The sequence below is a fragment of the Photobacterium frigidiphilum genome, assembly GCF_003025615.1.
GTDB classification, from domain to species: domain Bacteria; phylum Pseudomonadota; class Gammaproteobacteria; order Enterobacterales; family Vibrionaceae; genus Photobacterium; species Photobacterium frigidiphilum.
The window spans coordinates 1-21430 of sequence record NZ_PYMJ01000027.1 but is presented as its reverse complement, the minus strand read 5'-3'; the positions used below and the strand labels follow the sequence as shown (position 1 = coordinate 21430).

Genomic DNA, 21430 nt, shown 5'->3' with positions numbered 1-21430 from the left:
AGGTTGAAAACGTCTAATGACAGAACAAGAATTGTATGATCAAGCAGTTGCATTATTAGCCAAACGTGATTACGCGTCCGGTGAAATTCGTCGTCTCTTAAAGCAGCATTGCTCTGATGCTGATATTGTCGAGGAAGCGATGGATCGCTTGCTATCGCACCATTACTTAGATGATAGCCGGTTGGTTGAGAAAGAAATCCGCAAGAACCTGGCCAAACATCATGGTATAAGTCGCATTAAGCAAGAACTTAGACACAAAAGCTTGGATCCACTTGCGATTGAGCAAGCATTAGAAGAGCTCGATGTCGATTGGTTTGAGTTAGCTTCAGAATTAAAAACTAAAAAATTCGGGGACGATATTCCCAAAGATCCAAAAGAGAAGGCGAAGCAAATACGTTATTTACAATACCGAGGACACACTATGTCGGTCATTATGGAAATCCTCACACCATGAAAGTACATTTTCAGGACCATTTCCACCTTCATAACATAATCAATGAATTAACAACAAAACTCACATTGAATGAAGGTTATCCGCCAGAAATTGTCACAGGTATAACCCAATGAGAAAAAAAATATTATCAACTCTCTCTGATTTGTCAATTTGCGCTTATTCGTTTAGTCGAGTGTACAGAACAGGAAAACGTCTAGAAATTTGGTCGAATGAAAAAGCACTTGAAGAATCAATGTTAGAAAAACGTTATCTTTCAGATATATATACGCCTGATTTGTATATTGGTGACTTTAATAAAAAATCGTTCTACATTCCTTCACATCTAAGTTCTCTTCCACAAAAATATCGGGTGAAATATGAACAACAATTACACCACCTTCAAGATAATTTTGGTTATAGCAGACCATTAAATATTGTTAATAAACAAAGCCACTACACCGATTATCACTTATTTTACGTAAGTAATAAAATGCCCTCAGCAGTAAACTTTTATTTATCGAATCAATGTGATTTAATCAACTTAAGCTCTATGGTTGAATGCGATATGCAAAGTGATATAGAAGAAGGAAATGTATATATTATCAATCCTAAACCACAACCTTCTAAATTTGACATCACTCACAAAGAGGCACTCACGCCTTGTGAGTTTGGCTTACTCGCTGATATTGCAAAGGGGTATTTATATAAAAATAATACTGTTGGTCTATCAGCAGACTCTGCAAAAGTTTATGTACACCGCATAAAAAATAAACTTGCATTAAAAACTAAAAGCGAACTTATCAGTTATTACACGAGGAATATAATTTCATGATTTTACCACGAAAGTATGCCATAACAGGCAACGAAGAAAACTTAGACGTAATAGCTAAGATGGTTTCAAGCAAAAGAGCAGGAGCATTGAGCCAAGTTCGCGCAAAAACGCATACCTTAACGACTTTAAAAGAGGTATTAGGTTCTAAGATAGGTGGGATCGTTTTACTTAATTCATCGTCTTATGACGGAACGGTTCTACATCCATTTCAAGGGATCCATCTCACCTCACAAGATGCTAAAGATATGGAATTAATTAAAGACTTGAGAAAGCGTGGCGCAAAGTATATTGCTGCGTCTTGTCACAATGAAGAAGAAATTTCTATTGCAAACAGAGTAGGGTGTGATTTTATTACAATATCTCCTGTTAATATAGCAAGTTGCCACCCAGAGGCTAAGCCTATTGGATGGCAAAGATTTTCTGAATTATCCGCCCTAGCAAACATGCCTACGTTCGCGCTCGGCGGTCAAAGTATTCATGATTTATCAGTTGCGCAACAATTCGGTGCGTACGGAATTTCTGGTGTAACCGAATTTTGGCAAGACAAGTAAAAGAGTTACAAGACTTAATAACGAGACAACAGATACATAAAGTCCAATTGAAGTAAAACTCACGGTAGATAGTTTATGAATAATATACGGAGCAGAACCACCAAAACTAACAATACCTAGATTATAACCAATCGATAGGTTTAAGGTTCGCCCCGTAAACTTCGTAAGCTCTAAAGCCAACAAAGGAACATTAGCCTGTATCATAGAGGTAATAACGATGAACGTGATTATTGCCAGTATCGAAGTAATAATTTCATTCTGACTGATCAAAAAGAATAACGGTACTGATAAGAATACTAATCCAATTAAACCAACTTTAAATACTGATATTCTACTGTTTTCAAGACGTTGAGATACGACCCCTGCGATCAAGATCATCATTAATAGAAAGAACGAACATATAAGTTGGATGGTATTGAGGTCAACATTATGAGCATCACTTATGAATGATATAGAGGTGTTTATAACATAAAAGGTACAAGCACCCGCTGCAATGGAAAAAGCAATCTTTACAATAGTCCCTAAAGAAAATGTTTTTTCTTTAACATCTGTATTTTCTTTTTTCTTTAAATACTCTTCAGATTCATGAGCTTTAATTCTAATAATTAGCGCTATTGCTATTGATAAAAATGAAAATAAAAAAGGCACTCGCCAATAGAATTCTAAAATTTCAGTATGCGTAAATGTATTACTCAACCAAATATTTGTAATGGTTGCTAACACTGCACCAGCCGTAGATGATGCTGTTATTTTGGCACTAGAAATAAACTTTCTAGTACTGTTTTCTAAGATATACGTGATCATGACAGGAATTTCACCACCAAACGCTAATCCTTGGAATATTCTTAGTAGGATAAATACAATTGGCGCCAGAATTCCTATTGTTTGATACGTAGGTAACACTGCAATCGCTATCGTAGAACTACCTATCAACAAGGCGCTTAGATATAACGATTTTTTTCTTCCATGACGATCACTAATATAACCAAATAACACTCCCCCTAAAACACGAGCAATATAAGAAATAAAAAATATTGATGTCGCTATTATGAGTGAATTATCTGTACTATATTCTGCAAAAAACAACTCACTTATGTATTTTGCTAAGGCAACATATATGACTAAGTCGTACATATCAGCAACATTACCTAGCAACAGTAAGTTTTCTCTTCTCTGTTTGTTCATTTCTGTTATAAGTCCTTTTTACATTTTTTTGTTAACGTTTGTTAACTTACATAGATGCATAATATAAGTTAATGTATATCAACAACCTAGCCAATTGTAAATTTTTACACCTGCGGCTCTGATATTTAAGAGCCGTAATCTTTTCTGATATTTTAGTTAATAAGTTCAACATCGCCGATGGTTATCACCGAGCGTGATAGTGCGATGTACTAAGTACTCATAGAAAATCATCTACATGACGTGTAGAAACAGGAAAAATAAAGCCGCATGGAAGCGGCACATAAAATAAATTTATTTTCTCGCAGAGTTTAGCTACACGGTGACTACTCATCAAATGCAATTAGGCTACCAGGGATAAGGAGCAGGGGGGGGGTAGTAATCATCGACCACTGTCCAACATAAACAAACGTAGTCTCGACACGTTCGTCAGATTTCCATCCTAAACATTGATTAATTCTACCGTTCAGCTTGTGACCCTCCCCCCTACGATTCATAAAAAAATTGATATGAGCATCATTTAATATTAAAATCGGCGCCATAGGGATTTTGTCGAAGGGTGAGACGTTGAGAATATTGAATATCATCGCAGGAATCTGTATTTGCCTTGTTGAGATACCCCTTCCAAAATGTCTAAACAGAGCCACTTATGGTAACCAAAATATACAAGGTAAAAAAGATAAATAACTCATTCAACCATCTGGTTTTAACAACCATTATTTCTTATTAATCATTGGATTATCATTATGTTAATGAACCACGATATCATTGCCATTAATGCAATGCTTAGCCACTGTATGGCAACGGAACTAGCAGCCAAAGAAATACACCACATAAATAATACCTTTAAGTTTGCACCTACAGAGCATGACGTATTAAGGCTAGCGCTTGATATCATTCTAATACGAAATAATCATATGACTCTCGACAAGCAATTATCCGTTTTAATTGAGCATTCAACGTTAATTAAACAGGCACTGGCTCAGATTGAGTAAACCTGTTTTCGAGTTAATTGAATGTGAGTGAGTGGTGAAAAAGAGTCAGTTTGCGCCAGCCGACGTTAATTGGTAAAAAATATTCAAATTTCTTACCATCAAGTGCGGTGCTTTACAGCCACATAGAAACCGCGAAGGCTAACGGCTTGGTTCCTTATGATTATATCGTCCACGGTTTAGAGCATTTGTGTGCAAATCCCGATGATATTGAGCCTCTTTTACCTTGGAACGTTAGCCTCAACGTGTAGAACACCGCTCACTCTCTAATAGATTGAATTATTGGACGAAAAAACTTAACGTACGAAATTGTACCGTTGGACTTCAAACCCCAATAACCTACGTATCAGTTTTAATAAATGTAACTTCAAATGCCTTACATGCTCGATGTTTCTGTAAACGATTGGTCAGGCTAAAAGCATCATTGACATCATACTGCTGAAAAATATCCAACCCACGGTCCAAGGATACTTTCCACCCTGTATCTATCACGACATATCTGGCATGTTGACTATCAGAAATCTCAAATGAGTAGGAAAACTTAATACCAACAGCAAACATAGAAGCCTGGATTTTTTCAAAGTATTCACGTTGCTGCTCGCCTTTGAAGTCATCTTCAACCGTTATCAAACTAACAACAACTTCTTCTTCCTCTGATTTTTGTTTGATAATGGTTTCTAATAGCTCCATCAAATTCTTTGCTTGATAGAACAACCGGATATATGGATCTATAATAGTTATGTGCTTTGCACCTTTGAAGTATGGACCAAATAAGCTGTCATAACTCACTCCTTGTTGGTTTTCTGCGACCGTAAGGTGCTGCTCTTTAAGCTCTTCATCTCTATACTCACCAACATTATCTGACTTTGACTTCTCGCTCTCTGAAGATGAATGCACCAAGTCAATATCAAGATCAGGCATTCCAATATCAGTTACTTCTCCAACTGTTTTGTTAAAATAGTTAGGATATTGTAATTCCTCGAGAGTTTGAACTGGAGCTTCTTTACCCGCGTTGTTGCTATAGGCAAAGTTAACATCCGCATAGGTACTATCAATTCTAAACAGCTGGTCTTTAACCCGTTTTCGACCTTCCATTGCAAACTTCAAGATCTCTTCTATTTCAGTTTCAGTTGCCCCACCTTGAGGAAACAAGATCTTCATTAATCCACTAAACGTCTTATGAACCGCATCCCTATCACGGGTAGATATTTGAGAAGATAATTGGAAATACTCTTGGTATTGATCCGAATAATCTTGATTCCTTAGGTGGCGTAGCACCTCAGCGAGATAGTCAACTACGAAACCGTAGCCATCAGAGAACATTTCGCCACGAATAATATCCACTTCCCAACCCGGAATATAAAAGTGGAGTCGATCTAAAAATGCTGAATCATAAAACTTCTCTGGTAACGCATCAAACAAATCCGAATGCTTTAACATGTAAGGTAAACTGTGTTCGGTATTACCAACAAAAGCCATCGATGCATCAGCCCCGAGCGTTTCAACACCCCGAGAAAATGATTTGTTAGCCATGTAGTTTTTCATAATATCTACAAGGGCTTTATCGACTCGCTTCTGCTTACCTGCAAATTCGTCAAACGCTACTGTATCCCAATAGCCAACTAACCCTAACTTGCCACTGGAATTATTCACAAATAATTTAGGTACCGTTACTTCGCCACCAGAAATCAAGATACCGTGAGGTGAAAACTCGGAGTAGATATGCGATTTACCAGTTCCCTTAGGGCCTAGCTCGATTAAATTATAATTTCGCTCACAGAACGGAATCAAACGCACTAGTTGCATCAGCTTGCTTCTACGACCAAAAAACTCCGGATTAAAGCCTATGCTTTGTACTAATACATCAATCCACTCATCAAGATTAAACTTACTGCGAGAATCAATGTAACCGTCATAATCGAAGTGCGACATCTGTATTGGCTTGATGGTACTCAACAACCAGGGACTGGTATCTTTATCATCAGTATGATCGTACTCAATGTCAGCGATTACCCAGACGCCACCCACCAATAGCTTAGGATGTTTCTTCACTGTCCCTGAATCGATCAAAACCTTTTTAATACCAAGGTTTGAAAACTCTGCCTCATACACATCTTTTTTGTCATTTAAAGAAACACTGACCTTATCAATGATCTTATAACGGCCTTTTTCTCGAATAGTAGAGCGAACTAATCCAGCTTCATTTCGGTGAACATAGTGTTTAGCTAAAATTTCTTTAACCGTTTGGATACCCGATTCTATACTCGCTTCATCGTTCGTGGCGCAGTATTGCCCCAGTAAGTATTCCAACACGTAAGACGGGACGATGGCATTGCCTTTTACGGTCTTGACTAGATCTTTTCTTACAACTAATCCCGCAAATTCGTCACAAATTTTCTGGTTAAGTTCACTCATATACTCGCCCTAGTGCTTTGTTTACCAACGTCCATGTCAGCTTGAATATGTGTATTAATCGACCTAAAAATCAAAGTCTGACGTAAAAGAACGACGAATTGTATATCGTAGCTCTTTATAGGATTTGAATTGATTTGTGCCAGCTACCGTCTCTTCTAGTTTTAAGATAACTTCTTGGTTATTAGCCGAATCAGCCTCTTGATTTAGCAAGAAACGCAGCTTCATTTCACGTTCTCTAGAATTGTCTGAAGTCAGATCCAAATCAACCGTGTGACTATCTGAAATAAGAGTGCCCGATTCAGTATAAATACCCAGCCGTAGTGCTCTATATTGTGTTTTTTCAGTTACAGCGTCTACCTGATACAAGGTAACTGAGATTTGCCCACTAGTGATAACAGTTGATCCACTTCTAAGCACATCAACATCAACCATTCGGATATCACTGGAACGTTTCTTATTGATACTAATAATTGGGACAATCACTTCTTGAAGAGAGGCTCCACCATGCACGAAGCGGCTACCGGAGCCACTTAAACGTAAACGCTGAATGCCTTTCGGCACAACAGCATGCACATCACCAACTACACCAAGCTCACCTCCACTGAAAGATTTTAGTGACTTACCACAAGTTAAACCTTTACCTAAAACAAAACGTCTATCGTTATAAAGAATCTCACCCTCAACATCTTTTATGAGGTAGTCACTTTCATCTAACACACTGTTTTGATATATAAATCCATGATCCGCTGTAATCAGAACATTGCTTGCATTGGCATTAGTGAGCTTCTTTACAAGCTTAATGAGATCATCAAAAGTCTTCTCTGTGGCTTCAAATGCCTCACCTTCTGACTGCATTTTGTCACCCGTATGATCAATACGGTTGTGATAAATGTACAGAACGTCATTAGCCTTAATTATCTCTCGATTATTAGCTTGAGTATTCTCAATTAGATCTTTAGCTTTAACCGCACTAGCTCGCCCACCAAGAATAGTTTTTAATATTTTATCTCGGTTACCTGTACCTTGTGTGGAAAGTTCCCCCATCAAAACAGTGCCAGTTTTGTTGTCAGCTAACTGTAATGGATACTCTTTGGATTGTGGCAGTAGAGAAGCCATCCCAAGTTGGGTATAGCTTGGCATAGAGGATAAGGCATGGTTAATCGTCGCTTCAAAGCGATCTTCTTGCCTGATACGGCTAACCATTTCCTCACCAGCTTCATAACGGAATGCATCTGAAATAATGACGCAAACCTTTTTCTTTTTAGCTAAATACTGGCCGTCTACATACTTTTTGAAAAAATGTTTCTGTGGTTCAATATCTGGAACCTGCCATGTATTCATAGCATCAACATGCTGCTGCCATGCGTTTGTAAGTGGCTGTACATAATTATTGACGTACAAATTTTCAATTTGCGTGGTTAACGAACCTAGCAAAGAATGTTGCGAAGATACTTTAAGCGCATAAATATACTGACGATAGAGTTGATCAAGTTTAAACCACTGGCTTGTATACCGCTGAACAGCTTGTGATGCGTCGGACATTTCGAATTGAGTCGCATCTAACAATGCAAAAAACTGGCTGGCTACATCTACGGCCTCGTAGAGAAGCTCATATTTCTTATACCAATGTCCTTGTCTTCTTTGACGGCACCAAAGCGCAACTTCTCCTTGAGAATATGTGCGTTGAGCAACACCATTAACAAGATCATGAATGACTTTTACATCTATCAGCTCGAAATAATCTAGATCCAAAATTTCATTTAACGTGCGTAGTTGTAAATCACTTTCGATATTCAAATCTGAAGTGCACTTTTTGGAAAGGACCTCAAAAGTGCCCTGATGCGTACGACTGTCCTTCCAGCGTTTAAAAAACACCAGGGAGCTGTTTGTCATATTTTGTTTCTGTGAAGCATCAGAGTCTAAACTAATTCCTTGCAAGCCTGTTGTAAGCTCTGCAAGATAGCTAAACTTAAACAATTCAAAAACGAAGTCCATAACTGATGGACTGTCACTTCGGTAGCCATATTGAATAGCCACCTGTTGCCACAAAAACTCATTAAGATTACAGCGCTCGATAAATGAGTATGTATTACCAGCGGCTTGTTCAGCCATCAATAGCTCTAAAAGCACATCTAAACGAGCATCGCCTTTTTGCTTTACCCCAGCGGCTATAGCCAACATTTTTAACCTAACTTGGCTAATCGTGTCATCAGAATCAAGCAAACTCTTTAGAGTTTGCTTTCTTAACTCTGCTAGAGAGCGGGCATCTTCTACGTTGCCTTGAGGCTCAAAGAACTTAGCGTGCTTCTCAACCAACTCGGAAAACTCACCAGGCAGCTCCAACTCACTAAGCCATATAGCAGCTTGATCTGTTTTGAATACAGTATTCGCAAGCTCTATATCGTATAACCAGTTCTTGAGCGGTTCTGGTTGCTTGTCTTCTTTGTACAGCAGAAACTGCGTTTTAGGCTGTTCACGCAAAAGCCTATGTTTGATAGAAAATTCGTTATTGCGAATTTCTATTTTGTCGACATTTTCTAGCTGTAAGCTTTCAAAGTCTTCACGTAGCTCTTGCTTGTCGTCATACCAAAAAACGATTCTGTTTTTTTCGAATAAACGTTTAAGCGCTACTGTAATTCTCGTTGTCATGAAATGCCTTACGATAAACCAGGTACTTTTTTAAGTGCTTTGCCAAATAGCGGGTAGTTATGCTTCACACCATCATCTAAGTCTATCTCGACTTTTTCACCCGCCAATGGGTAAAGCACATCATGCTCATAATCATTGATTTCATCTAGTACCTTATTTATCTTCGCGATAGCTTTTATCGCTTGCGTTTTATCTTTCTGGCTAGCTGATGCACTGATTTCAACTTGCTCATAACTTTCTTTTCGAGCCTGTAGTTTAGTACGGAACTCGCGCAAGTAGTTATTCAGTACCACACTCACCGTATCATTATGGTAGCGATGCATATAGATCAATGCATTGAATGACCCTTTAGGGCTAGAGAACATCCAATAGATAGGGCGTTTTTTGTATTGCTTAATATGATCGGTGTAGAAATCTTTAACAAAGTACTTCTTAAGATCCTTACCAATAGCCTTCTCAATGAATACCAAATTTTCAGCGAAGTGCTCTTCACCGAATGTTACTTTCAAGAAGGATTTAAATCGTTCAGTAATATCATCTTCAAACCAATCCCCATCAAAGTTGATAATTGGGATAACATTATCTTCATCTGGCTCGATAGTCGGTTTAGGAACGCTGGCTAAATAATCTGCTAACAAATCATTTTTGTTAACCATTATCAATCCTTTTTTGTCGATGGAGTAACGAGAAAAAATACAGCCAACAAAATAAGAAATAAACTCTAATATAGTATTTTTCAGTAATGCCTTATCTCTTTCAACTTTGTCACTTAGGTTATTAAAAAGATAGTGACTATTACACAATAATGTTATTTGTTTAACTTCTATGTCTGGAGACAACTGTTCTTTCAATCCATAAATATCAATCAAATAATCATTAATTTGATACTCAAATGACTGAACAAATTCAACTCTTTCGTTCCATATACGTTGAGTTTTATCAAAGGTATCTTTAAGAGTTTCTCCATAATTAAAGTTTTTGATTAATATACTTCCTTTAAAGTCCCAAGATTCTTCATGCTCATCCCAGTCATCTTTCGACACATCAACTAATTTGTCGATATCAAAAGGGAATACTCCCTCTGACAAAATAGGTAGCTTTCCCATTGGACCAGAATTGAAGTGAATAGTAGGGCATAGAAAATCAGTGAAAACCTTTAAAACCTTAGAATTCAGAAGGCTTAAAACAAACTTTCGTTCTTCATCAGATTTAATATTGTAAGCGCTTATTCCGACAGAATCAGAAATACTCCCTTGTGGTAGCGCCCTAGCTGATAACGTAGTGGTATTTATATCTCCCCACGTAATACCCGAACTAAAAAAATATTCAGTATTAAATATACGTCTAGACCAATGAGTTGTATTGGGATCTGATGGATTATTAACTACAGCATGTTTTATTTCAGCACCATCATTTTCCCAATTCACAATATACTCAAAATTACCATACCATTTACGGAAATCACCACCTTTATTGTATGGAAACCATTTAAAGCAACTATTATTTGCTGATTCAGAAGTTAAGCCTAGTCCTATATTATCTTTATCAACCTCATGCCAATACCTTAAAAACCTATTGTTGTTAGAGGTCGACATACCTCCCTTGACTTCAACAATAGACTTAAGCATTTTGCTTGAAAATGCTCTAATAGCATTTTCACTAACCCAATAAGCTATAGGAAAACCCGGAATTTTTCTAAAATCTTTTAATGCACGTGTAAAAACTAAACTACTGTCAGTACCATTAACCGCCTTAGAAAGCTCTGATTTCTTTTCAGCTTCAGAATTTCCATCTAACAAACGGATATACTTCGCTTTATAATCATCTACCTTATTGTTGACTAGAGTAAATGCTGTCGTTGAAACTACTTCCCCACCTATACTGTCAAATGCTCTACTACCTAGGTGAAGCATAGAGGTAATGTCAACTTTTTTGAGGATGCTGTCTCTTAACTTTTCATAAGATGATAAGAACATCCAGCTTTGCATATTAATCATGCTTGAAAAGCCTGAGCGTAATAGAAACTTTAAGTTTCTCTCCATAAACATAGCAAATAAATCTGATTTACTGTTCGGATAATGTTCTTTTGCCCATTTACTCATTCTTAAGTTCATTCCTTTACTCCCTAAATAAGGAGGATTGGCTATAACCGCATGATAAATAGGGTTTAAGTACTTTACTTGTTCTAACACTCTTAATATAGATTTGTGCGTATCAGCCAAGAAAATGTCTACTTGGGTATCCTTAGCTTCAATGGCCGCAAGTACTTCTTCTGCATTTTTTAGCGTTGGCTGAATTAATGAACCGAAGTTATCGGCTTCTTCAAATTCAGTTAATGTCTTTCTTAATTCCGGCGTGAATAGATCATGCCCAACAAAGTCTACGTATTCTTCTAGCGCATCATCATCAATTATTACTCTTTCCAAACGACATATATTAGGTTTTATTGGATTACGGAAAAAACGACGTCGATTATTACTATCATCCTGAGGATTACCCTTTATAGCTTTCATACTTAGGGCGAAAGCAGCCAATTCAGCAGCACGCTGATCAATTTCAATACCAAACAGGTTATTGATTAAGATTTTTTCAGGGATCTCTGTAGAGTCATAGCCTGCATCTAAATAGATGGTATAAAGCAAGTCATATGCATAGGTTAGCATATGTCCAGAGCCACATGCAGGATCACAGACTTTGATTTCCTCTGGGCTAGAGATTTTCAAAAAGTCTTTCTCTTCTTCGACAGGCTTAATGTAATAATCCATCTGCTCAATTACTTTAGAGCTTGGGTTATTAAGCATCCATAAGCGGCCGAGTGAGTTTTCGACAAGGTACTTAACTATCCAGTGTGGTGTAAACAACTGAGTCGCTGCTGGTATATTTTCAGGTGTGATCTTTTTGTTTTTCTTTAAACCTTCAAAAACCTGATCTTTTTTCTCAGAAATATAGAACTGATATAGCCAACCAATTGACTCAACCGATTCACAATTTTCAGGTGTCATCGCTTCACGGGTATAAGCCAATATAGAATTGTCTGAGAGTAAATCATCAGGCATCAACAGTTCTGTGTAATCTTCAATGCGCTCAAATAAGTAAGGCATTAAACGATGATAATCGTTACAAACCGCTACAATCATCATTCGATATGCTTCTGACTGACCATCTCGGCTAGGAGTAGAGCCACTCAATAAGCCTTGTATCGTCTCACGAGCCTTATCATTGAAAACTGTATCATCTAGGTGGCCCGCTTTAGCTTCTGCTAAAATTTCTGGTTGAAACTGCCCTGAGATTGGTGAAATTACCATAATACGATTGTACTGGTTGACATCCATAAATCTAAGGGCACAAAATCGATTAAACCAAGTATAAGCAACTCGCTCAATAAGCTGATCTTCACCAAGACCTTGCTTTTTCTGTTCTAACTCTTTGATCGCTTTAGGTGACTCACGACGAGCTAAGCTTTCTTCTGCTAGCACGAGTCTTAACTTGCTTTGGATTTGCTCAATCAAGCTTCTGCGCGCGAATTGGGCGAATTTTTTTAATCTGGATGTATCCATTTATTCAGTACCTTCACTGATTCGGCGAACAGAGTTTTCACCAATAATAATGTTAATACCCGATGAAAACTCCAAATCCAGCTTCTTAAATGCAGCAAAGTTCTCTAGTGATAATGCAGTAATCATAACTGAATATTCTTCCCATCATTAATGGTTTGTAGTAGCGCTTTTTTGTACTCTTCAACATACTCTTCAACATCACTTGCTGTTGAAAGCCAAGGCTTAGCGTATTCAACCTTGATCTGTCTAGCAGAAACACTCTTTACTTGCGATTTAACTGACTCTTGAACACCTGAAATGATTTTGGTTTTCCCACTAGTTGAACCCTTCTGAGGTTCTGCATCTGGCTTGCTGTTATCTTTAGGTTCTGGGCTTGGTTGTGACCAGTCCATCAATTTTTGAACTAACTGAGTATATGCTTGCTCCTCAAAGCGCCTTGCTTCATCACGTAACATCGCAATCAATGATTGTTGTTTTAGCTTCGTCATTACACGACTAAACTCAGATGTAAGCTGTTCTTGCCTCGCTAGGTCCAGTAACTTAAAATCTTCAAAATTAACTAGCTTATCTTGTAAAATTTCAATGCTTTCAATCGCGCTCTTCTGTTCAGTTTTAACTTGCGCATTAATTTTACGTACTAACATCTCAGTGTCAGTTTTGAGCTGTTGGATCACAGTGCCTTTATAGATGGTTGCATTCACTAATGCATCTTGAATACTTTTATATTCATCACCTTCTACATACTCAATGTTGGCTTTCTGCTCAGTAATGACCTGTTTGGCATCATCATAAATTGCTTTTTTCGCCCCTTTCATAAATTTAACAACAGGGTCTATAGTTTGGTCTTTATAATCAAACCAGGTGTCCTCTTGTTTAGCCAGCTCTGTCATAAACCACGTATAAGGTCTAGTTTTGAAATCATTGAGCTTTATAACAATATCTGACAATACCCTTAAAAATGGATACTGATCTGCTTGTGATTGCAGTTTATCAAGCTCCGTAGCCTGAGTCGAAAAAGACTCTTGCAACTCTTTCGCTATCGCTTTTGGTTCAGATGCATGTGCAACCATCTCAAAATAATCGTTATAAAAGTTTTTTACAGCACGAATTTGAGATGGTGTAAATTCTACCTGTGGGTCAAGAATTAGATTGCTGTGAACGCTAATATTACGTAGTGTTCGAGATAGGTTCGCATCGTCTAACAAGTTAGTCGCTTCACGTACCTCAACCTTACCGTTGGCACAAAGGTGCGCTAAGTTACACAATATTGCAGCAAATGACCAACCATAAGGTTTACTTTCAAACTTTTCTAATAAGGATTTAACAGTCGTTCTGATACCACCTCGACTGTTGCTCTGAATATGTGAGAACATTTCCTGCTGAGGTTCTGGCAATTGAGCATCTTCTCCCAACAGCCCTTGACCTGCTTTTTTGATAATGTCTGCGATATCATTTTCGCGATATGTAATATCACGCAACATCTTGAGGTTTGGATAGGTGTATTTTATTAGTTCACCAAACGCGCGTACCATCTTGCTTTGACCGTCTTCACCAGAGAGCTCAACCTCTTTGCCTGCAACAAAATAAGTCGCGGAACCAACCAGCTTAGATGTTAGAGCTTTAAGTTGATTATAACGCTCAACGTTCTGAAGCCCTTTCTCAGTTAGAATACGCTTGATGTTGTCTTGTTGAGTGGCCTTAGTTTCATGAGCAACATACTTTTCAGTTTGTTTATAAAGCACTAAATCACCCACAAGCCTTGCACTTTCCGGCAATACGAGCCTTAACTCGTGGTTAAACAGTGTATCTGATTTGTGTTTTTCATATGCATCACGATAATCATGAAAAGAGGTAATAACGTTAATTGCCAACTCATTTTCTCGTCCTGACAACTTATCATCAAGCTTTCGGCTAAAAGGATAGTCTTGACTATTTTCTTCCCAACGGATCTTGCGGTTTTTTAGTACACCGTCGTAGATAAGCTTATCAAGCTGTGCTGCTATAACATCAGAATCAATTTCTGTATCTTTAATTGCTTTTTCAACATCTTGTTCTTCATCAGTCAGGTACTCAAATAGGTCACCATTACGCTGGATGTAGGTTTCCTTTTCAAGAAGGTTTAGAGCCTCTTCAACTTCTAACTTAAGCGAAGGTAGATTGCGCGAGAAGCTATCATGCATTAACACACACAAGTTTCTGATCGTTGGCTTAAACTCTTTGACATACTTAACCAAGAACAATGCCTTCAATAACCGAACGGCAAACTTATTGTCTAAATTCAGTTCTGCTCTCAATATTGCTTGTTGATTCGCAGTCTTCAATGCCGTTCGAATACCTTCAAACATAAGATCAAATGTTGCCAGTTCACCTAGCTTATGATCTTTTATTGCGACTGCAACTTGTTGAAACACACCCAACATAGATCGCTCACCAACCGAACTATGCTTACCTTCAAAGGCGCCATATGTCGAAAGATTTTGAATCGCAGATTGGAACAAGCCAAATTGATACGGGATAAACGGGTAGCTTTGTAAGAAATGTTCTCTGTCTTTAAAGTTTTTGTAAGATTGAGAGCCGTCAGCAAAATTAAACAACGTCTTAAAGCTGTTTTCTTGCTCGTGGTACAAATCTGACAGGACTGGAATAAATTCGTCTTTCTTTTCAAGCAAGCGTCGTTGAATCACTTCAGCTACATCTTGACTGGTGAGTTTCATTCTATTTTTGAAGCGAGCCTGAATTTTTGTAAAGTCATTTTCACTCTGCTGGTTAACTTCACCAAGAACAGACGACATGTCTTCTTGTGCTGTCACAATGACCCAGGCTTGACCTTTACATTTTGTCGCAAGGCTTTCAGCAACTGTTTGCAAGTTTGTCATCAGCTTGATATTGCCAGCTACATACTGACCAACCTCATCAACAAAGAAGTTCAGTCTGAAACCTTCTTCTTGTTCTACAATATAGCTTTGCACTTGTTCAGCAAAATCTTCAATTGAAAGACGATAGTCTGCTCGGTATTTATCTAAGATACCTGAAACATTTTGCCCCGAGACTTCGTTGTACGCTTTATCTACGGCATCAGCCATGCGCTTAGCACGCGCTCGGCCTTTTTCCCATTCCATTCCACTGATATATTTGAATTTGCTTTTGAACTCATCTAACAAGTGGTCATCTTTTAGTTCTCGTTCGAACTGAGCAATGTAAGCCTGTTTACCATAAAAACCACAATGCTCATCGAATACTTTTACAAACACAGCTATCAAAGCATCTAGCTCAGTTTTACTAATAACGTCAGCTTTTTGGTCAATATTGAACAGAATACTATCTGATGGAATGGATACTGCACGTTTAAGATCATTGGCAAAAATGCCTCCCTCATTGAGGGGACGCTTCTCTAGAAAGATCTCTAAAGGAGTAATGTCCTCGATAGGGTTATTTTCTAATAGAAGGGCAAGCATCTTTAAAAGGTGAGATTTACCCGAACCAAAAAATCCAGAGACCCAAACACCGTTGGCACCTTGATAATTCAGATAGGCATCCAGGAAGATATCAAGGCGTTTAGCTACTTCATCGGTAATAACGTATTCATCTAGCTCAACGTACAAAGCGACATCATCGTCGGCCTTAATAACACCTTCAATAGGGCGGTCTACTTTTTTATTGAACAGTTGTTCTAACTTCATATTCATTTTTTAATACTTCCTTCAGCTTGCCCTATCTAGGATATTGAATGCACGATAGTATTTATCATCTTCTAAGGTACCAAACAGGATTAAAGACGACCCTTTTTCAACAGAATGCTTGTACTTGCCTGGGAAAAATAACAGTGTTGGCTTGTCTTTTGCCTTAATTTGTAAATTTTCCAATAAGCTACTGGATCTAATGTATGGGAAAACTTCACTAATACCTGTAATCATTAAGAGATCAAATTCAGCCTCAACCATTCTTTCAACAATCGCTGGGATAAGTATCGTTTTGGTGTCTATAATACCTTGAAGCTCTTCTTTTAACTCGTCTTTTGACATTGTGGCTTCATTCTTTAATAGCCAGTCCCAATCACCTTCTTCTTTTAAAACATCAATGACGAGATCGTATAAATTGATCTCAAGAACGCTTACTTGAGCATCCCGCAAGTAGTTTTTCACTTGTTTGATCAACACATTGATATTATTTTGAAGTGATGGGTCAAATGGGCATATATGAAAGGGAATATCGCCATTTAAACCCTCCATATTGAGAAAAGGCTCACTTGAAATCACATCGGTTAAATGTGTGTACGCATCTTCGAGGTTTGCCTTAGTTAAAACACTGTTAAACTTACCTGACATTTTAGCTATAGTCTCCAGGGTAGATTCGTAGATAGTCAACGTTAGCTTGCTGAATAAACCCAGCAAGGGTCGCTGAGAGCTGTTGATTTATCATCACCTTATTCTCATCTACTAACCCACACTCAACTAACATCTTAAACATGATTTGCTGAGCTTTATACCTGGACTGCTGAGTAATTTTATCTAGGTTACTGTGCCACTCTGCTTTAGCATTGAAAAATGCGTCATAGTCTTCTGGATATAGCTGAAATTGACTCTTACTGAAGTGTTCAGAGAGTACTTCAATAGCAAATTGATACGTGAACAAATATTGCCGACAAATTGCTAACCAAACTAGGTGTTTTACATCTGAATCGGATTTAGTCATGAGCGCCAGCTCTTCATCAGATAAATTTTTCAAACGCTTTGAGACTTCGCCATATACTGTTTTAGATGTACTTTCTGTACGCGCTTGTAATAAGTTGTTCGCCAAAACTTCTTCACGAACTAGACTCCAGTCCTTAAAACGGATGTACTGCTCAGCGACTACTCTACTTTCATGAATCAATGCAGGCCTTAGAGTCAGTGGCAGTTTTTCGTTAGTATTAGTCATGCGCATCCCCCTCCGCAGCACTTCCACTTCTTACCCAGTCATCAACTTCATCAGTTTTAAACTTCCAAAATCGTCCGACCCTATGTGCAGGTAAGCATTTTTTCTCGCGCCATGCATAGATAGTGTCTTTACTTACCCCTAGATAGGCAGCAATTTGTTCAACTGAGAGCCAGCGGTCAGTCATATCCGTTCCAACATCGAAGAATTTGATATCTATAATAACACACCAAATCTGCCTTTAAGCGGATTTGGTGTGGTTTGATAGGGTTTTGGTAGGATTAAGTTGTACTTTAATATCAAGATAGAGCGAGACCTCACAAGAGCATTGTAGTGGTCAAGGAAAACTGGCCTGTGCTTTAGAGCTTTCATTAAATAATCGCTCTGATTCATTTTGTGTGGCGCCCGAATGATCTTTACAGGTTTTATAGCAGGATTGAAGGTAAGTTAGTTGGTCTCAGCGATAGAAAATATTGTATTACAAAGGCTAATTTAAGTAAGTCGGTAGGGGAGATGTATCAAAAACCTGTTTTATCACTGGCAGGCTCAACCATTAGTGCAACTACCCAGAAATCATTTCCAATAATGGCAGGGTTTCCGAGCCCTAAAGCATCTGAAACCTCTAAGAACTGTTGTTTAAGTTTGTTCATATTCAACTTGGGAAGTTAAGTACTCTGTTGCCCAAAATCAGTTTGCGATTGAACTGTTTCGGATACCAAGGGTAGTGTACATAAAACGGAATTTGTGTATTTTTACCCGAAAGGCTTTGCAAAGATAAATTATCCATTTCACCCTCATCGTTACCTACTATATGAAAAGAGTAGGTTTACTAATAGCATTCGAATAACGTTTAATATAGCAACATAATGGTTAATGGTAATTTATCGCTTAAGCGTTTTACGCAAAAATAGTATTTCTTGCTTGCTTCAATAAATATTGATGAATATCTTCATTCGACCATATTTTACCTGTTGGTATTGCACCAATAGGTGTTGTTTCACAGGAATAACACCAATCAGAGTCCACTTTAAATGATGAGGATTTACAATATAACCGGCATCGATGACATTGCTTTGAATCAGAACTAACCTTAAGCAAGATTATGCATTTCTAACTTGGTCCGTAATGTCCCACGGTTTATACCCAATAGTCGTGCAGCCTTTGATTGATTACCACGGGTATGTTGTAGAACGAGATCCAGTAATTCATGTTCAATGTCATTCCATAGAAAAGCATGCATACCTTCAACATCAGGGCCATTAATACGACTTAAATAATTTTTGAGGGAAGCCTTAACCTGCTCTGCGATGGTTTTAGGGTTCATTTCTAGTTCAGTGTTAAATTCATTAGGTGATTTTTTTGATGAAAAAATAATAGATTGAGTCATTGTTTAATAATATCTGCAACAGGGTGGATAATAATATGTCCTTGAAAAGTACCAGTATTAAACTCTTTCATTTCAGCGTTAAATAACCCTGTATCAACAATGATATTGATAAGAGAGGGGGCTTTTTTTGAATCTAATAATAGAGACACTGGGGCAGTTTGATTTCCATGCTCATCAAAACAATGCTCAATGTGATCGTTAAGCACATAAATAATTTCAGGCTCTGATATGGATTTTTCATCGTATAGCTTGGAATCAAACCCATGTTCATCTTGCAATAATTTTAATAAATCAAACAGGCGTTGAGTATCATTCGTATCAGGACTAAATTTTTTCGCTAATTGATTTAAGTCTAATAACTTAACCTCTAAGTTTCCGTTTTTATTGCGACCTACAATTAGCATGCGTTTAAATTCAGTTTTCAATGCCTGGTATCGATGCTGCTTAGATCGTAGCTTAAGAAAACGCACTAGGATTTCATTACGTTTGATCACTGGTACAAAACGTTCAGTTTGTGCTATTTGCCCGTAGAGGTGAAGAAGGGCATTTTCAATCAAGGTTGATAATATTTTATAGTATTGGCGATTATTCACTGCTGAGTATTGCTCATGGTTGCGAAGAAAAATGTGGGTGCATTGAGGAATTAACTAAACAATCAGAATGATGGAGGCATAAAAGCCTCCATCATCAAGCTTCTTACTGTTTCGATTCGTAGGCGAGTGTGACAAAAAGTACCTGTTTACCATCTTGGTAGTTCACGCTACATAGCGTATCTCTAACCAGCGCTACAAGAACAACGATAGTAATACACACTACCAGTAGTCCTGTGACAGTTAATGATTTTTTCTGCATACACTTGCCTCCGCACCAGTACGACTTTGAATAGTACTGGCAATCTATTAAGTAAGAGGCTACTATCATGGTGTCTAATCAAGATGTTGGCCTCGTTGATTGAAAAATTAACGGGGCTTTCGTTTCTCTACCTTTTACGGTTTACATGCTCAAGGTAAAGACCCTCAAGCACCCGCAAACATTGTACCACAAGTCACGATATATTCTGCGTACCTCAATTATCATCAATCAATTGATTTTTAATCACGTTCCTGGCGATACCGATACAAATCATTTCTTCTGGCGCAACGCCTTGACGCTCACCACTCTTAACAAACCACTTTCTGTTATGCCAAAATAATTGTCCGAGAAAGACATCCCCCTCATACTCTAGTAGCGCTACACAGCCACTAAAAGCGCCTTTACCCATATCAATAGTAACAACGTCACCTTTGGTTATGTTTTTATCAGCTACATCATTACAGGCGATTATGACTCGAATTGAGTTGTTGGGCTGTAAGTACTCATCTAACGACGTTCCTATTGAATTTTCGATATGGCCATGTGTCGGTGGTGGGAACGGCATATCATCTTAACCTTATCATCTAGGATATTACTTCATTTTAAGATACAGATCGCGTGACACAAAAGGAAAGCTGCGCCAAAGGGTTAAAGCTTTTTCAAGGGAACGGTTTTCCCCAAGGGAAAAGCCCTATCCGGTAAACCAAGAGCTTAAAGGGGAAAGGGAGTTTCACGGCTCCTATTAATGATTTTGAAATTCCTTTTAAAGGTCCGTTAAAAATTATCAATTTCCGAGCTTTTCAACTTCAGCAGTAGCTTGAGTCAATAAGTACCTATACGCTAAAGCTCAAACAGTATCGAGAGTTGTTTGTAAGCCACTGATTCCTCAACTTAATTTCAGGCTTAAAAACCTTAAAAAGATCTTATAAAAAGAATGTGGATAAGTAGCTACGTACTTAACTCACTTACCCATAATATATGGCTTCGCCTAATTAATAATTATATCTTTCAACTAGATAACAGCTTTTCAATAGCTATAAGTAAATTATCTTGCTCTGAAGGAGTAGATCGAACTAAACGAATTACACGTAATTGAGTATCACGAAGTTGATTTTCTTTACCACTTCCCAACGGTAGAACCTGCAACATTACAACGCCTGGCAATTTCAGAATTGCTTAATGGACAATCATTTAATGCTTTAATTAGTCGTTCTTCAGTCGTTTTAATACATCACAAGTACTTAATAACTAGATAGCGATGATTCTAGTGTTACTCACACACAAATATAGTTGACGATAAGGGCTACATTATGTAACCCATGATAAATACTTGCTCTTTAAAAACTCATCTCATTCCAGAAATAACTCTTAGTAGTTGCATTTGGTTTTTTTATAGTGGTATATGTTTAAAAGATTAGATGTAAAGTGATTAGTTGCTACACTGACTTGTAGTGTGAAGCACACGGATTATGCCTTAAATGGCTCCATGAAACGTGTCGCATTCAGCTTTGGCTAATTGGAGTGTTTTATTCGGTTCTATCGCAAGCAGGAGTAGTAAGTTATGTTCTCCGTCACCACTCACTACTTCTCGCACAATGACTATCAATTTTTCAGGCCGCCACTTTCCGTCAGACATCATCCTTCAATTGGTTCGGTACTATCTCTC

The 21430-nt window shown here is 37.8% G+C and carries 17 protein-coding genes and 2 pseudogenes; 5 read left to right on the top strand and 14 right to left on the bottom strand.

Annotated elements, in window-relative coordinates; genetic code table 11:
- Window positions 1-16: 16 nt before the first annotated feature.
- From C9J12_RS21045 to C9J12_RS21035, 3 genes are all read left to right on the top strand, one after another.
- Complete coding sequence (locus C9J12_RS21045; protein WP_107244489.1) at window positions 17-454, top strand: regulatory protein RecX; 438 nt, start codon at window positions 17-19, stop codon at window positions 452-454.
- A gap of 109 nt (window positions 455-563) precedes the next feature.
- The gene (locus C9J12_RS21040; RefSeq protein ID WP_107244488.1) at window positions 564-1265 is read left to right on the top strand and encodes a helix-turn-helix domain-containing protein; all 702 of its coding nucleotides are present in this window, start codon (window positions 564-566) and stop codon (window positions 1263-1265) included.
- Window positions 1262-1816 (top strand): thiamine phosphate synthase, encoded by a 555-nt coding sequence (locus C9J12_RS21035; protein WP_107244487.1) that lies wholly within the window; start codon window positions 1262-1264, stop codon window positions 1814-1816. The genes C9J12_RS21040 and C9J12_RS21035 overlap by 4 nt, the downstream gene beginning before the upstream one ends.
- Here C9J12_RS21035 and C9J12_RS21030 read toward each other — a convergent pair.
- Window positions 1751-3001 carry an MFS transporter gene (locus tag C9J12_RS21030; RefSeq protein WP_107244486.1) on the bottom strand — a complete coding sequence of 417 codons (1251 nt, stop codon included), beginning with the start codon at window positions 2999-3001 and terminating at the stop codon, window positions 1751-1753. The genes C9J12_RS21035 and C9J12_RS21030 overlap by 66 nt on opposite strands.
- Before the next feature lie 743 nt (window positions 3002-3744).
- Between C9J12_RS21030 and C9J12_RS21020 the strand changes: the two genes are divergently transcribed.
- The gene (locus C9J12_RS21020) at window positions 3745-3993 is read left to right on the top strand and encodes a hypothetical protein (protein WP_107244484.1); all 249 of its coding nucleotides are present in this window, start codon (window positions 3745-3747) and stop codon (window positions 3991-3993) included.
- Between the two features lie 98 nt (window positions 3994-4091).
- A pseudogene (locus C9J12_RS21015) lies at window positions 4092-4241 on the top strand (transposase domain-containing protein); the annotation flags it as partial.
- Between the two features lie 88 nt (window positions 4242-4329).
- Here the strand turns inward: C9J12_RS21015 and brxL are convergent.
- The 13 genes and pseudogenes from brxL to C9J12_RS20950 form a co-directional block, all read right to left on the bottom strand.
- Window positions 4330-6405, bottom strand: a complete 2076-nt coding sequence (brxL, locus tag C9J12_RS21010) for a BREX system Lon protease-like protein BrxL (protein ID WP_107244482.1) — start codon at window positions 6403-6405, stop codon at window positions 4330-4332.
- Window positions 6406-6468: 63 nt separating this feature from the next.
- Window positions 6469-9054 carry a BREX-1 system phosphatase PglZ type A gene (gene pglZ / locus C9J12_RS21005; protein ID WP_107244481.1) on the bottom strand — a complete coding sequence of 862 codons (2586 nt, stop codon included), beginning with the start codon at window positions 9052-9054 and terminating at the stop codon, window positions 6469-6471.
- 8 nt (window positions 9055-9062) lie between these two features.
- Window positions 9063-12611 carry a BREX-1 system adenine-specific DNA-methyltransferase PglX gene (pglX, locus tag C9J12_RS21000; RefSeq protein ID WP_107244480.1) on the bottom strand — a complete coding sequence of 1183 codons (3549 nt, stop codon included), beginning with the start codon at window positions 12609-12611 and terminating at the stop codon, window positions 9063-9065.
- On the bottom strand, window positions 12612-12737 hold the full coding sequence (locus C9J12_RS30480; protein WP_193944694.1) for an AAA family ATPase: 126 nt from the start codon (window positions 12735-12737) through the stop codon (window positions 12612-12614).
- Entirely contained in the window at window positions 12734-16297 is a 3564-nt protein-coding gene (gene brxC / locus C9J12_RS20995; RefSeq protein ID WP_227876424.1) for a BREX system P-loop protein BrxC, read from the bottom strand. The genes C9J12_RS30480 and brxC overlap by 4 nt, the downstream gene beginning before the upstream one ends.
- Before the next feature lie 15 nt (window positions 16298-16312).
- Complete coding sequence (locus C9J12_RS20990) at window positions 16313-16936, bottom strand: DUF1788 domain-containing protein (protein WP_107244479.1); 624 nt, start codon at window positions 16934-16936, stop codon at window positions 16313-16315.
- 1 nt (window position 16937) lies between these two features.
- Window positions 16938-17528, bottom strand: coding sequence for a DUF1819 family protein (locus tag C9J12_RS20985; protein ID WP_107244478.1), 591 nt, complete (start codon window positions 17526-17528; stop codon window positions 16938-16940).
- Window positions 17521-17712 carry a helix-turn-helix domain-containing protein gene (locus C9J12_RS20980; protein ID WP_107244477.1) on the bottom strand — a complete coding sequence of 64 codons (192 nt, stop codon included), beginning with the start codon at window positions 17710-17712 and terminating at the stop codon, window positions 17521-17523. Before C9J12_RS20980 ends, C9J12_RS20985 begins: the two co-directional genes overlap by 8 nt.
- A gap of 352 nt (window positions 17713-18064) precedes the next feature.
- A pseudogene (locus C9J12_RS20975) lies at window positions 18065-18175 on the bottom strand (nucleotidyl transferase AbiEii/AbiGii toxin family protein); the annotation flags it as partial.
- Between the two features lie 440 nt (window positions 18176-18615).
- Window positions 18616-18912, bottom strand: coding sequence for a helix-turn-helix domain-containing protein (locus C9J12_RS20965; RefSeq protein WP_107244476.1), 297 nt, complete (start codon window positions 18910-18912; stop codon window positions 18616-18618).
- Window positions 18909-19505 (bottom strand): DUF2913 family protein, encoded by a 597-nt coding sequence (locus C9J12_RS20960; RefSeq protein ID WP_107244475.1) that lies wholly within the window; start codon window positions 19503-19505, stop codon window positions 18909-18911. Before C9J12_RS20960 ends, C9J12_RS20965 begins: the two co-directional genes overlap by 4 nt.
- 103 nt (window positions 19506-19608) lie before the next feature.
- Entirely contained in the window at window positions 19609-19764 is a 156-nt protein-coding gene (locus C9J12_RS20955; RefSeq protein WP_107244474.1) for a Hok/Gef family protein, read from the bottom strand.
- Window positions 19765-19978: 214 nt separating this feature from the next.
- Window positions 19979-20329, bottom strand: a complete 351-nt coding sequence (locus C9J12_RS20950) for a hypothetical protein (RefSeq protein ID WP_107244473.1) — start codon at window positions 20327-20329, stop codon at window positions 19979-19981.
- Between the last annotated feature and the right edge of the window lie 1101 nt (window positions 20330-21430).

Excerpts from the sequence above, each read along its gene's own strand:
- C9J12_RS21045 (WP_107244489.1), top strand. The coding sequence starts at position 17 with ATGACAGAACAAGAATTGTATGATCAAGCAGTTGCATTATTAGCCAAA.
- C9J12_RS21040 (WP_107244488.1), top strand. The coding sequence starts at position 564 with ATGAGAAAAAAAATATTATCAACTCTCTCTGATTTGTCAATTTGCGCT.
- C9J12_RS21035 (WP_107244487.1), top strand. The coding sequence starts at position 1,262 with ATGATTTTACCACGAAAGTATGCCATAACAGGCAACGAAGAAAACTTA.
- C9J12_RS21030 (WP_107244486.1), bottom strand. The coding sequence starts at position 3,001 with ATGAACAAACAGAGAAGAGAAAACTTACTGTTGCTAGGTAATGTTGCT.
- C9J12_RS21020 (WP_107244484.1), top strand. The coding sequence starts at position 3,745 with ATGTTAATGAACCACGATATCATTGCCATTAATGCAATGCTTAGCCAC.
- brxL (WP_107244482.1), bottom strand. The coding sequence starts at position 6,405 with ATGAGTGAACTTAACCAGAAAATTTGTGACGAATTTGCGGGATTAGTT.
- pglZ (WP_107244481.1), bottom strand. The coding sequence starts at position 9,054 with ATGACAACGAGAATTACAGTAGCGCTTAAACGTTTATTCGAAAAAAAC.
- pglX (WP_107244480.1), bottom strand. The coding sequence starts at position 12,611 with ATGGATACATCCAGATTAAAAAAATTCGCCCAATTCGCGCGCAGAAGC.
- C9J12_RS30480 (WP_193944694.1), bottom strand. The coding sequence starts at position 12,737 with ATGATTACTGCATTATCACTAGAGAACTTTGCTGCATTTAAGAAGCTG.
- brxC (WP_227876424.1), bottom strand. The coding sequence starts at position 16,297 with ATGAATATGAAGTTAGAACAACTGTTCAATAAAAAAGTAGACCGCCCT.
- C9J12_RS20990 (WP_107244479.1), bottom strand. The coding sequence starts at position 16,936 with ATGTCAGGTAAGTTTAACAGTGTTTTAACTAAGGCAAACCTCGAAGAT.
- C9J12_RS20985 (WP_107244478.1), bottom strand. The coding sequence starts at position 17,528 with ATGACTAATACTAACGAAAAACTGCCACTGACTCTAAGGCCTGCATTG.
- C9J12_RS20980 (WP_107244477.1), bottom strand. The coding sequence starts at position 17,712 with ATGACTGACCGCTGGCTCTCAGTTGAACAAATTGCTGCCTATCTAGGG.
- C9J12_RS20965 (WP_107244476.1), bottom strand. The coding sequence starts at position 18,912 with ATGACTCAATCTATTATTTTTTCATCAAAAAAATCACCTAATGAATTT.
- C9J12_RS20955 (WP_107244474.1), bottom strand. The coding sequence starts at position 19,764 with ATGCAGAAAAAATCATTAACTGTCACAGGACTACTGGTAGTGTGTATT.
- C9J12_RS20950 (WP_107244473.1), bottom strand. The coding sequence starts at position 20,329 with ATGCCGTTCCCACCACCGACACATGGCCATATCGAAAATTCAATAGGA.